Here is a 12,084-nt window from a genome sequence, read left to right on the forward strand (position 1 = left end):
GGAATTTCATGAAGTCGCGCATCTGGCGTCTGGCCAGTGTTGGTTTGCTGTGTGTGAGTGTCGGTGCGCAAGCGCTGGCGGATGAGCCGCAGAATCGCGGCCCCGACGGCGGCGGACGCGGGCCGGAGCATCAGGGCAACAATCAGGGGCATGGCGGGGGCGATCAGCAGCGCGGACAGAACAATCCGCAGCGGCAGAACAACGACATCATTCGTGGCGACAACAGCCGCCAGTTCGAGCACAACGGCCAGCAGAACCACGGCCAACCGAACAACGGCCAGTGGCAGAACCAGAACCAGCCGCGTCCGGCCTACAACCCCAACCCGGTGCGCCAGCCGCCACCGCCGCCGCAACTTCCGGCCAACGATCTGCCGATCCAGCCGCGTCCCGACACCGTGCGCCAGACCCAGGAACCGCGTCAGGGTTACTACCGCGACGAGCGCCCGCAGAATGGCTATCACCAGAACTGGCAGACCGGCAGCCGCCCCAACGACAACCGCTGGCCGGGTCGCCCCGACGGGCATGGCAATGGCTGGGGCCCTGGCCCGCAATACCGGCCGGGCCATGTGATCGACCGCTTTCCAGATCGTGACTACCGCGTGCCATATCGCGGCCAAGACTATTTCTACTCCGGCGGTTATTGGTATCGCCCGCAAGGCCCGCGCTACATCGTGGTTCAGCCGCCGCGCGGGATTCGCATCCAGTACCTGCCGGATTACGCCCGTGAAGTGTGGATCGGCGGTTCGCTGCTGTTCCTCGCCGCCGGTTCGTACTACGCCTATCAGGAAGCGACCCAGGATTACGTGGTGGTCGAGCCGCCGTCGCAGCAGCCACCGCAGCCGACCGGCAATGGTTATGACGTGGAGGCGTATCCGGCCAACGGTCAGTCACCGGAGCAGGTTCAGCGCGACGGTTACGAGTGCTATCAGTACGCGGTGCAGCAGAGCGGCTTCAATCCGCGCACCGCGACGTATCAACCGGCGCCCGAAGTGGTTCAGGCCTACCGCCAGGCCCAGGGCAATTGCCTGAGCAGTCGCGGTTATCAGGTCAACTACTGAGCCCGAGCGGCTTTGACCACTTCCTGCGGGTCGGCGTGCACCAGCACTTCGGCCCGTGGGTAGGCCTTGTGAATCGCATCCGCCGCCTGATCGCTGATGCCGTGAGCGACTGACAGCGTCAGCTCCCCCGGCAGTTCCAGGTGCAACTGCACGAACCAGTGATTGCCGGAAATCCGCGTGCGCAAATCATGCGCGCCCAATACCCCCGGCACGCCGCACGCCAGTTCGAGCATGTGCTGACTGACATCAGTCGGCAGCTCTTCATCCATCAGCACCGAAAAACTTTCCCGGGCGATCTGGATCGCGCTCCACAGAATGTACGCCGCGATCCCCAGACCGAACCACGCATCCAGCTGATCGAAACCCAAACCGGCCAATACCAGCGCAATCAGAATGCTGCCGTTCAGCAGCATGTCCGAACGGTAATGCAGCGAATCCGCCCGCACCGCGTTGGAGCCGGTCTGCTTGATCACCCGATGCTGCAGCATCAACAGCGCCGCCGTCAGCAACAGGGAAAACACGATCACTCCGATACTCAGCCAAGGCGCGCCGAGCGGCTCCGGATTGTTCAAACGCTCATAAGCCTGCAACGCGATCAGCACCGCACTGCCACCAATGAACAGCGCCTGTGCCATGCCCGCCAGGGATTCGGCCTTGCCGTGGCCATAACGGTGATCGTCATCCGCCGGGCGCAGCGCGTAATGCACTGCCAGCAGATTGAGCAACGAAGTGACGCCATCGAGGGCCGAGTCGGTGAGGCCGGCGAGCATGCTCACCGAACCGCTCAGCCACCAGGCGATGGCTTTGGCGATGATCAGCGTACAGGCCACCGCCACCGAGGCGCGGGTCGCCAGCCGCAGCAGGCGGGCGTGTTCGGTGCTTGTGGTCATGGGTGCGTTGATTCCTTATGCGGCAGGTTGCAGGCCGAACATCGCCAGTTGCTGAGTGCTGCCCTTGTGCTGGATCAGGCGCGGGTCGTCCAGCGGCAGATTGCGGCCCAGTTCTGTTTCGAGAATAGCCTGCAACTTCAAGTTATCGACCTGGCCGTCCGGGCCGATGGCTTGCTTGAGCTTGGCCGGATCGACCTGCGCCGTGTGGCCCGGTTCGAAGTAGATCGCGCCGGTGGCGAAGTCCACGGCAAACGCGATTACGCCGGGAAGGATATAGAACAGCAGGCCCACGGCATCGAGCACGGCAATCGCCGGGTCGATCTTGCCGTCGATCTGGCCGCGCCGGTCTGGGTAGAAAATCGAACCGCACGCAGTGATCTGAGTGAGCAGGGTGGTAACCAGTACACCGCCGATCAGGCGAAAAGGTAAGCGCATGGGAATCTCCTGAGTCATCTATTAACGAAGCGTCATCGTGTGAAGTTAAGACCCTGACGAACGCTCAGCAGTTCGCCGTTATACTCGCCGCTCTGTTTGGGAGCCAGCATGATTTCTTTGCCAATCGATGAAGTTTTACCCGCCCTGCGTGAAGCGTTGGCGACACGCCACGAAGCCGTGCTCGAAGCACCGCCCGGCGCCGGTAAAACCACCCGCGTGCCCTTGGCCCTGCTCAATGAAGCGTGGCTGAACGGGCAGACCATTCTCATGCTCGAACCGCGTCGGCTGGCCGCGCGTGCAGCGGCGGAACGGCTGGCCAGCGAGCTGGGCGAGAAGGTCGGTGAAACCGTCGGTTATCGCATCCGCCTCGACAGCAAGGTCGGCCCCAACACCCGCATCGAAGTGGTCACCGAAGGCATCCTCACCCGGCGCTTGCAGGACGACCCGGCGCTGGAAGGCGTGGGTCTGCTGATCTTCGACGAATTTCACGAACGCAGTCTCGACGCCGATCTGGCGCTGGCCCTCAGTCTGAACGGTCGCGAGCTGTTTCGAGCTGAACAGCCGCTGAAGATTCTGCTGATGTCCGCCACCCTTGAAGGCGAACGTCTGGCCGGGTTGCTCGACGATGCGCCGATCCTGCGCAGCGAGGGTCGGATGTTCCCGGTGACGATGCGCTGGGGGCGGCCGTTCCAGCCCGGCGAATACATCGATCAACGCGTCACGCAAACGGTGCTCGAAGCCCTGCACGACGAAACCGGCAGCCTGTTGGTGTTTCTGCCGGGGCAGGCGGAAATCCGGCGGGTTCATCAGCAACTGGCGGACGCCATCGGTGAGCGCAGCGACGTCTTGCTCTGCCCGTTGCACGGCGAACTCGACCTGAATGCGCAACGCGCTGCCATCGACCCGACCCCGGCGGGTCAGCGCAAAGTGGTGCTGGCCACCAACATCGCCGAGACCAGCCTGACCATCAACGGTGTGCGCGTGGTGATCGACGCCGGGCTGGCGCGGGTGCCGCGTTTCGACCCGGGCAGCGGCATGACCCGCCTCGACACTCAACGCATCTCCAAAGCCAGCGCCACCCAGCGAGCGGGCCGGGCGGGGCGTCTGGAACCGGGCGTGTGTTATCGGCTGTGGTCGCAGGATCAGCACGAACAACTCGCGGCTTATGGCAGTGCGGAAATTCTCTCGGCGGATCTGGCTGGCCTGGCTTTGCAACTTGGTCGCTGGGGCGTGGCGCCGAGTGATCTGATCTGGCTTGATGTGCCGCCCGCCGCCGCTTATGCACAGGCTCAGGACCTGTTGCAGCGTCTCGGTGCGCTGGACGGTGAAAGTCTGAATCGCCATGGACAGGCTATGGCTGAATTGCCGGCCCATCCGCGCATCGCTCATTTGCTGTTACGCGGTCAGGCGCTGGGTCTGTCGAACATGGCGTGTGACGTCGCCGCGTTGCTCGGCGAGCGCGATATTTTGCGCGGCGCCGGGGCGGATCTGCACAGTCGTCTGGTGTTGCTGTCCGGTGAAGAACGCGCGGCGCGCGGCGCCCAGGGTGGCGTACAACGCGCCCGGCAACTGGCGCGGCAATATCGTGGTTACCTGCGCGGTAAGGCGAGCGAGCCGGTCGCCGACCCGGATCACCCGCGCTGGCTCGGCGCCTTGCTGGCGCTGGCCTACCCGGATCGCGTCGCTCAGCAGCGGCGTGCCGGTGGTGCCGAATATCGTCTGGCCAACGGCCGTGCGGCGCTGTTCGCCGAAGCCGACAGCCTGATGAAGGAGCCGTGGATCGTGATCGCCGACCTCGGCAGCCGCCAAGGTCAGCGCGAAGAGCGGATCTATCTGGCGGCAGATTTCGATCCGGCGCTGTTCGATTCGGTGCTGGCCGAACAGGTGCACAACGTCGATCAACTGGACTGGGACGAACGCGAAGGCGTGCTGCGCGCCGAGCGCCAACGCAAGGTCGGCGAACTGATCCTGAGCCGCGAGCCGTTGACCGGTCTCGACGAAAACGCCCGCAGTCAGGCGCTGGTCAATCTGGTGCGGCGCAAAGGTCTGGAACTGCTGCCGTGGACTCCGGAACTGCGCCAGTGGCAGGCGCGAGTCGCGTTGCTGCGCCAGCTCGACCTGGACGCCAAGGGCGACAGCCAATGGCCGGATGTCAGCGACGCCACGCTGCTGCAAACACTCGAAGACTGGCTGATGCCGTATCTGGCCAAGGTCTCGCGGCTCAGCCATTTCGCCAACCTCGACCTGTCGAGCATCGTGCGTAATCTGCTGCCTTGGCCACTGCCGCAACAGCTTGATGAACAGGCACCGCATCACCTGAGCGTGCCGTCAGGCTCGTCGATTCGCCTCGATTACAGCGAGCAGCCACCGATTCTCGCCGTGCGTTTGCAGGAGTTGTTTGGCCTCGCCGATACACCGCGTATCGCCGGCGGCCGGCAAGTGGTCAAACTGCACCTGCTGTCGCCCGCACGGCGTCCGGTGCAGGTGACTCAGGATCTGGCCAACTTCTGGCGCAGCACCTATGCCGAGGTGAAGAAAGATCTGAAGGGGCGGTATCCGAAGCATTATTGGCCGGATGATCCGTTGGTGGCTGAAGCTACCGCACGAGCCAATCCGCGTGGTACCTGAAGGTCAGCGACTGGCCTTCGCCGTCAGCTGCTCCCGACAATAATCAGCAAACAGCTGTGCCGGTTTGGTCAGTTGTCCGCGTTTGAGCCACGCGGCCACGAGGCCTGAGCCGGTAACGTCTTCGACGATGTCGACGCACACGACTTTCTTGCCGTCGTAGGTGCATTCCGAATGCGGGCGGGTGACCAGGATCGAGAAGCCGAAACCCTGGCCGACCATGCCGCGCACCATTTCGATCGAGGGCGAGCTGAACTCAATGCGTGGCGACAGGCCTAGCTCTTCGAACAGGCTGACGAAGTAGGTGCGGCTCGGTTGTACGTCGAGCAGGATCATCGGCTCCAGGCACAAGTCCCGCAGCGACACCTGCTTGAGCTGGGCGAAGCGGTGATCCGCCGGCAGCAGGGCGTAAGGCCGCTGGGCCGGCATCAGCGGTTCGGTTTCGATGGTGGCGTCGAGGTCGTGCTTGTAGAGGATCGCCAGGTCGAAGGTGCCCGAGGTCAGGCCTTGCACCAGTTCCTGTTGTTCGCCGTCGCGGATGCGGATTTTCACCCCCGGATACAGCGCCGAGAAGCCGGCAATCAGTTGCGGCAAGTACAGCGGCGCGACGGTTTCAAAGCAGCCGATATCGATCTGCCCGGCCACCACGTCGTTGTCGGCGAGGGCGTTCTGTTCGAACTCCTTGGCCATGCGCAGCAGTTCCTGAGCCTTGCGGAAGAACCGCGCACCGCTCGGTGTCAGGGACACGCCCTGGGCGTGATGGCGGATCAGCAGTTGCACGCCGAAGCTGTCTTCCAGCCCCTTGATCGCCGTGGAAATCGCCGGTTGCGCGATGTACAGCTTGCGCGACGCTTCGGCGACGCTGCCGCATTCGACGGTGGTGATGAAGTATTTCAACTGACGCAGGTTGTAAGCGGCCACGGTGAACCTCAAAGCGAACGGATTCCACATCCAAGCAATTTGTACGCCGCCGGCCTCCGTTCTGTCGGCGGTTTTTTTGTCCCTGAACAATAGCCCCATACGCGCGCGAAGGGGCCGTCGGCTGGTTACCTTTTTTATTGTCTGCGAAGACATTTTTACTGGTTTTAGCTCACGCAGGCCTGAGCGACTATCGACTGCAGCCGTTTATAAAAGAATAAAAGTCCAAGGAGCAACCACCGTGTTCGAGCTTGCAGACTGGCAGCGCAAGGCCGCTGAATTGAGCTATCCGTATCAGGCCGTGATCGACGGCAAACTGCGTGCGGCGCAGTCGGGGCAGACCTTTGCCGCGATCAACCCGGCCACCGGCCAGCTGCTGGCAAACGTCGCCGCGTGCGGTGAAGAAGACGTCGATGCGGCGGTGAAAAATGCGCGGCAGGTGTTCGAGGCGGGCACCTGGGCCGGGCGTTCACCGACCGAGCGCAAGCAAGTGCTGCTGCGGCTGGCGGATCTGATTCTGGCCCATCGCGAAGAACTGGCACTGCTGGATTCGCTGAATATGGGCAAACCGGTGATGGACGCTTACAACATCGACGTGCCGGGCGCCGCCGGGGTGTTCCGCTGGTACGCCGAAAGCCTCGACAAACTCTACGACCAGGTCGCGCCAAGCGCATCGAACGTACTGGCGACCATCACCCGCGAAGCGCTGGGCGTGGTCGCTGCGGTGGTGCCTTGGAATTTCCCGTTGGACATGGCCGCGTGGAAACTCGCACCGGCGCTGGCGGCGGGCAACTCGGTCATTCTCAAACCCGCCGAGCAATCACCGTTTTCCGCATTGCGTCTGGCCGAACTGGCGCTTGAAGCCGGGCTGCCGGCCGGTGTGTTGAACGTGCTGCCGGGGCTTGGCGAACAAACCGGCAAAGCCTTGGGCCTGCACCCGGATGTCGATTGTCTGGTGTTCACCGGCTCGACCCAGGTCGGCAAATATTTCATGCAGTACTCCGCGCAGTCGAACCTCAAGCAGGTGTGGCTGGAGTGCGGCGGCAAGAGCGCCAATCTGGTGTTCGCCGACTGCAAGGATCTGGATCCGGCGGCGCAGAAAGCCGCGTTCGGGATCTTCTTCAATCAGGGCGAAGTCTGTTCGGCCAACTCGCGGTTGCTGGTGGAGCGCTCGATTCATGACGAGTTCGTCGAGCGGCTGAAGGCTCAAGCCGAACACTGGCAGCCGGGCGATCCGCTGGACCCGGCGAGTGCGGCGGGGGCGATTGTCGACACCCGTCAGACCGAAAGCATTCTGCGCTTCATCCACCAGGCCGAACGCGAAGGTGCGACCCGCGTCTGCGGCGGTCGGCAATTGAGTTTCAACGGTTCGGACAACTTCGTTCAGCCGACGATTTTCACCGACGTGCAGCCGCACATGACCCTGTTTCGCGAAGAAGTCTTCGGCCCGGTGCTGGCGGTGATTCCGTTCGATGACGAGGCCCACGCCTTGCAACTGGCCAACGACAGCGTCTACGGTCTGGCGGCGTCGCTGTGGACCGATGATCTGCACCGCGCGCATCGGGTGGCGCGGCAATTGCGAGCCGGTACGGTGTCGGTCAACAGCGTCGATGCGCTGGACGTGACCGTGCCGTTCGGCGGTGGCAAGCAATCCGGTTTCGGCCGCGATCTGTCGCTGCACTCGTTCGACAAATACACCCAGTTGAAAACCACCTGGTTTCAACTGCGCTCATGACAGCCGCTCACAACAAGAAAGGAGATCCGGCGATGACCACCTCACGTGAAACCCGCGACTACCAGGCCGCCGATGCAGCGCACCACATTCATGCGTTCGTCGACCAGAAAGCCCTCAACGACGAAGGCCCACGGGTGATGGTGCGCGGTGACCGCTTGCATCTGTGGGACAACGACGGTCGACGCTACCTCGACGGCATGTCCGGACTGTGGTGCACCAACCTCGGCTACGGGCGCAAGGATCTGAACGCTGCGGCGAGCCGGCAACTGGAGCAGTTGCCGTACTACAACATGTTTTTCCACACCACCCACCCGCAGGTGATCGAGCTTTCCGAGCTGCTGTTCAGCCTGCTGCCGGGGCACTACAGCCACGCGATTTACACCAACTCCGGCTCCGAGGCCAACGAGGTGCTGATCCGTACCGTGCGCCGTTACTGGCAGGTGCTGGGCAAGCCCGAGAAGAAAATCATGATCGGCCGCTGGAACGGTTATCACGGTTCGACCCTGGCGGCGACGGCCCTCGGCGGCATGAAGTTCATGCACGAAATGGGCGGAATGATTCCCGACATCGCGCACATCGACGAGCCATATTTCTTCGCTCACGAAGGCAACCTGACCCCGGCGGAATTCGGCCTGCGGGCAGCGCAGCAACTCGAAGCGAAGATCCTCGAACTGGGCGCCGACAAGGTCGCCGGGTTCATCGCCGAGCCGTTCCAAGGCGCGGGCGGGATGATCTTCCCGCCGGAAAGCTACTGGCCGGAAATCCAACGCATCTGCCGCAAGTACGACGTGCTGTTGTGCGCCGATGAAGTGATCGGCGGCTTCGGTCGCACCGGCGAATGGTTCGCTCACGAATACTTCGGTTTCGAGCCGGACACCCTGTCCATCGCCAAGGGCCTGACCTCCGGTTACATCCCGATGGGGGGCCTGATCCTGTCGAAGAAAATGGCCGACGTGCTGGTGGAGCAGGGCGGTGTGTTCGCCCACGGCCTGACCTATTCCGGGCACCCGGTGGCGGCGGCGGTGGCGATTGCCAACCTCAAGGCATTGCGCGATGAAGGCGTGGTGACGCGGGTCAAGGACGACATCGGCCCGTACCTGCAACAGTGCCTGCGCGAGGTGTTCGGCAATCACCCGTTGGTGGGCGATATCCAGGGCACGGGCATGGTCGCGGCGTTGCAACTGGCCGAAGACAAGGCCACGCGCAAGCGCTTTGCCAATGAGAACGACATTGCATGGCGCTGCCGCACGATCGGTTTTGAAGAGGGGGTGATCATTCGCTCGACCCTGGGGCGGATGATCATGGCGCCGGCGTTGATTGCCAGCCGTGAAGAGATTGACGAGCTGGTGGGCAAGACGTTGAAAGCGGTTGATCGTACGGCGCAGGAATACGGTCGGCTCTGAGATATTCGTAAGGCTCAAGGGCCCCTTCGCGAGCAAGCTCGCTCCCACAGTTTTCGGAGTGGATCACGATTTTGTGAACGTCCGATAAACCTGTGGGAGCGACGGTTCGACGTTTCGACTTGCCCGCGATTGCGTCAGTCGATTCACCACTGTTTTTGCTGTCTTGCACCCCCTCCGTGCACCCCCGTCCGACGCGCCCTTTCGCGGTGCGCACTACCCAGTTTTTTCATCGTTCGCGTCTAACTATTTCCTCGTTTTCCTGACGCCAAGCCTGGGTCAACATCGATTTCGCCAGCCAAGGCATTGCCCGCCAGAGTCCAGTAGAGATCGCAGCGTGCAATCGCGACACCACGGCTGGCCGTACTGCCCATGACAACTAAATCAACAGCGTTGGGAGTGCTCCATGAACAAGTCCTTGTTTACCCGTCTTGCATGTCCTCTGGCGATTTCCGCCCTTTCCGTCACCGCCGCTCAGGCCGGCACCTTGTCGATCGGCCACACCACGTGGGTCGGTTACGGCACCCTGTACCTGGCCCAGGATCTGGGCTACTTCAAGGAAAACGGCCTGACCGTCGAATTGCCGGTGGTCGAAGAAGCGTCGATGTACATGGCCGCCCAGGCGTCCGGGCAATTGTCCGGCTCGGCGTCGACCATCGACGAAGTGCTGAAGTACCGCCCGCAATTCTGCTTCAAGGCCGTGGCCGCACTGGATGACAGCCATGGCGGCGATGGCGTGCTGGTCGGTAAAAACGTGAAGAGCCTGCAAGAACTCAAGGGCCAGGCCGTGGCCGTCAACGAAGGGTCGACCTCGCAGTTCTGGCTGTCGTACCTGCTGAAAAAGAACGGCATGAGCATGAGCGATATCACCGTGCAGAACATGACCGCCGACGATGCCGCCACCGCGTTCATCGCCGGTCGCGTGCCGGCCGCCGTGACCTGGGAGCCGCATCTGTCGATGGTGCGCGACAAGCAGCAGGGCAAGGTGCTGATCGACAGCAGCAGTACGCCGGGGGTGATCGTCGATGTGGTGGCGCTCAACTGCACGGTGATCGAGAAGCAGCCGGAAGACGTCAAGGCGCTGGTCGCCGGCCTCTACAAAGCTGTGCAATACACCAAGGACCATCCACAGAAAGCCTACGAAATCATGGCCAAGGGCGTCGGCGGTTATTTGTCCGATCCGAAGGAGCTGGCCGCCGCCGCGCAAGGCGTGCGCTTCTACGATCAGGCCATGAGCGAAAAACTGCTTGGCTCGCCGGGCAAGCCGGGTGACAGCGCACCGCTGATCAAACTGGCCAACGAAACCGCCAGCGAATTGCAGGGCAAGCCCTACAACGTCAGCAACGACGATCTGGTGGATAACCGCTTCGTCAGCCCGCTCTAGGAGACTGGTCATGTTCAAGCGCAATTCATGGCTGAGCCGCTGTATCACGCCGAAGACCGGATTGCCGGTGCCGGTGGTGTGGAGCGCCAGCGGTCTGGCCTGGGTGTTGCTGGTCGGCCTGTGGGCCGGGTTGTCCTACGGCGGCATCGTGCCGGGGATGTTCCTGCCGACGCCCGGCGCGGTGGTCGAAGCCGCCGTGCGCCTGAGCCGCGACGGCACCCTCGGCCAGCATGTCTGGGCCAGTGTCGAAGTGGTGATGGTCGGTTTCATTGTGTCGTCGCTGGTGGCGGTGCCGCTGGGTTTGCTGATGGGCAGCTTTCGCATCGTCCAGGCGTTCCTAGAACCGCTGGTCAACTTCATTCGTTACCTGCCGGTAACCTCGTTCGTGCCGCTGTTCATCCTCTGGATCGGCATCGGTCTGGAGCAACGGGTGTCTGTGATCATTTTCGGCGTGTTCTTCCAGCAACTGGTGATGATCGCGGATGTGTCCAAAGGCATTTCCAAAGACTTGATCAACGCCTCCTACACCCTCGGCTCCAACCGGCGTGACGCAGTGCTGCACGTGATCGCCCCGGCGTCGTTGCCCGGTGTACTCGACACCCTGCGGGTGACCATGGGCTGGGCCTGGACCTATCTGGTGGTCGCCGAACTGGTCGCCGCATCGAGCGGCCTCGGTTACTTGAGCCTCAAGGCCATGCGCGGCTTTCAGGTCGATGTGATTTTTCTCGCCATCGCGATCATCGGCCTGCTCGGCCTGGTCACCGATCAACTGTTCCGCTTCTTGCGTTTGAGGATTGCCGCATGGGCTCAGTAACCGCTGCCAACCGTCGTTTCATCGAGCCGGTCGCCGCACCGGCACACGCCGCGCCAAGGTTGCAGGTGGACAAGGTCAGCCTGCGCTACACCAAACCCGGCGGCGGAACCTTCACCGCGCTGGAAGAAGTGTCGTTCGAGGTGCCGGATCAGCAGTTCGCAGTGCTGGTCGGGCCGTCGGGCTGTGGCAAGTCGAGCCTGCTGTACCTCACCGCCGGCCTGGCCGAGCCGACCTCCGGCGAGATCTATGTCGGTGGCCAGCAAGTGCAAGGCCCCGGCGCGGATCGTGGAATGGTGTTCCAGAGCTACACGCTGTTCCCGTGGCTGACCGTGCGGCAGAACGTCGAGTTCGGCCTCAAACGTCGTGGCATGCCGGCGGCCAAGCGCAAGGAGATTGTCGATCACTATGTGCACGAAGTCGGGCTTTCCGGGTTCGCCGACAACTACGCCAAGCAGTTGTCCGGCGGGATGATGCAGCGGGTGGCGATTGCCCGTGCGCTCGCCAACGATCCGCAGATCCTGCTGATGGACGAACCCTTCGGCGCCCTCGACAGCCAGACCCGCCTGCAAATGCAGCAGCTGTTATTGCGGGTGTGGGGCAACAGCAAGAAAACCGTGCTGTTCGTCACCCACGATATCGACGAAGCGATCCTGCTCGGCGACCGGGTGTATGTGATGGGCGCCAGGCCTGGGCGAATCAAGCAGATTCTCGATGTGCCGATCGAGCGCCCACGCACGCTGGACATGGTGATGGAGCGCTCATTCATCGACATGAAGCGGCAGATCTTCGGTCTGTTGCACGACGATCTCGAAGAAACTCACTGAG

General features: G+C 62.7%; 10 protein-coding genes. 7 read left to right on the forward strand and 3 right to left on the reverse strand.

Annotated features, from left to right (window positions below; all coding sequences use genetic code 11):
- The first annotated feature begins 8 nt into the window (after positions 1-8).
- Positions 9-1,058, forward strand: a complete 1,050-nt coding sequence (locus tag AC1Q9F_RS20365; RefSeq protein WP_207984047.1) for a DUF6515 family protein — start codon at positions 9-11, stop codon at positions 1,056-1,058.
- On the opposite strand, the gene AC1Q9F_RS20370 is transcribed toward AC1Q9F_RS20365, so the two are convergent.
- Entirely contained in the window at positions 1,052-1,948 is an 897-nt protein-coding gene (locus tag AC1Q9F_RS20370) for a cation diffusion facilitator family transporter (RefSeq protein ID WP_492620759.1), read from the reverse strand. The genes AC1Q9F_RS20365 and AC1Q9F_RS20370 overlap by 7 nt on opposite strands.
- Before the next feature lie 15 nt (positions 1,949-1,963).
- On the reverse strand, positions 1,964-2,383 hold the full coding sequence (locus tag AC1Q9F_RS20375; protein WP_492620758.1) for a polyribonucleotide nucleotidyltransferase: 420 nt from the start codon (positions 2,381-2,383) through the stop codon (positions 1,964-1,966).
- Positions 2,384-2,491: 108 nt separating this feature from the next.
- Between AC1Q9F_RS20375 and hrpB the strand changes: the two genes are divergently transcribed.
- Positions 2,492-5,011 (forward strand): ATP-dependent helicase HrpB, encoded by a 2,520-nt coding sequence (gene hrpB / locus AC1Q9F_RS20380; RefSeq protein WP_492620757.1) that lies wholly within the window; start codon positions 2,492-2,494, stop codon positions 5,009-5,011.
- A 3-nt stretch (positions 5,012-5,014) separates the two neighbouring features.
- On the opposite strand, the gene AC1Q9F_RS20385 is transcribed toward hrpB, so the two are convergent.
- Complete coding sequence (locus tag AC1Q9F_RS20385; protein WP_007958716.1) at positions 5,015-5,929, reverse strand: LysR family transcriptional regulator; 915 nt, start codon at positions 5,927-5,929, stop codon at positions 5,015-5,017.
- Between the two features lie 238 nt (positions 5,930-6,167).
- Between AC1Q9F_RS20385 and AC1Q9F_RS20390 the strand changes: the two genes are divergently transcribed.
- The 5 genes from AC1Q9F_RS20390 to AC1Q9F_RS20410 all read left to right on the forward strand — a co-directional run bounded on the left by AC1Q9F_RS20390 (position 6,168) and on the right by AC1Q9F_RS20410 (position 12,083).
- Positions 6,168-7,661: an aldehyde dehydrogenase gene (locus AC1Q9F_RS20390; RefSeq protein WP_492620756.1), complete on the forward strand. Its 1,494-nt coding sequence runs from the start codon at positions 6,168-6,170 to the stop codon at positions 7,659-7,661.
- Between the two features lie 32 nt (positions 7,662-7,693).
- Positions 7,694-9,064 carry an aspartate aminotransferase family protein gene (locus tag AC1Q9F_RS20395; protein ID WP_064382156.1) on the forward strand — a complete coding sequence of 457 codons (1,371 nt, stop codon included), beginning with the start codon at positions 7,694-7,696 and terminating at the stop codon, positions 9,062-9,064.
- A gap of 403 nt (positions 9,065-9,467) precedes the next feature.
- Entirely contained in the window at positions 9,468-10,445 is a 978-nt protein-coding gene (locus AC1Q9F_RS20400; protein ID WP_262193939.1) for an ABC transporter substrate-binding protein, read from the forward strand.
- 10 nt (positions 10,446-10,455) lie between these two features.
- A complete protein-coding gene (locus AC1Q9F_RS20405; protein WP_007958721.1) occupies positions 10,456-11,259 on the forward strand; it encodes an ABC transporter permease in 804 nt (267 codons plus the stop codon).
- Positions 11,247-12,083, forward strand: a complete 837-nt coding sequence (locus tag AC1Q9F_RS20410) for an ABC transporter ATP-binding protein (protein ID WP_492620755.1) — start codon at positions 11,247-11,249, stop codon at positions 12,081-12,083. The genes AC1Q9F_RS20405 and AC1Q9F_RS20410 overlap by 13 nt, the downstream gene beginning before the upstream one ends.
- Position 12,084 lies beyond the last annotated feature (1 nt).

Source organism: Pseudomonas sp. GW823-FHT04A03 (assembly GCF_058796615.1).

What these genes read in the sequence shown, in the direction of transcription:
- AC1Q9F_RS20365 (WP_207984047.1), top strand. Translation starts at nt 9, where the DNA reads ATGAAGTCGCGCATCTGGCGTCTGGCCAGTGTTGGTTTGCTGTGTGTG.
- AC1Q9F_RS20370 (WP_492620759.1), bottom strand. Translation starts at nt 1,948, where the DNA reads ATGACCACAAGCACCGAACACGCCCGCCTGCTGCGGCTGGCGACCCGC.
- AC1Q9F_RS20375 (WP_492620758.1), bottom strand. Translation starts at nt 2,383, where the DNA reads ATGCGCTTACCTTTTCGCCTGATCGGCGGTGTACTGGTTACCACCCTG.
- hrpB (WP_492620757.1), top strand. Translation starts at nt 2,492, where the DNA reads ATGATTTCTTTGCCAATCGATGAAGTTTTACCCGCCCTGCGTGAAGCG.
- AC1Q9F_RS20395 (WP_064382156.1), top strand. Translation starts at nt 7,694, where the DNA reads ATGACCACCTCACGTGAAACCCGCGACTACCAGGCCGCCGATGCAGCG.
- AC1Q9F_RS20400 (WP_262193939.1), top strand. Translation starts at nt 9,468, where the DNA reads ATGAACAAGTCCTTGTTTACCCGTCTTGCATGTCCTCTGGCGATTTCC.
- AC1Q9F_RS20405 (WP_007958721.1), top strand. Translation starts at nt 10,456, where the DNA reads ATGTTCAAGCGCAATTCATGGCTGAGCCGCTGTATCACGCCGAAGACC.
- AC1Q9F_RS20410 (WP_492620755.1), top strand. Translation starts at nt 11,247, where the DNA reads ATGGGCTCAGTAACCGCTGCCAACCGTCGTTTCATCGAGCCGGTCGCC.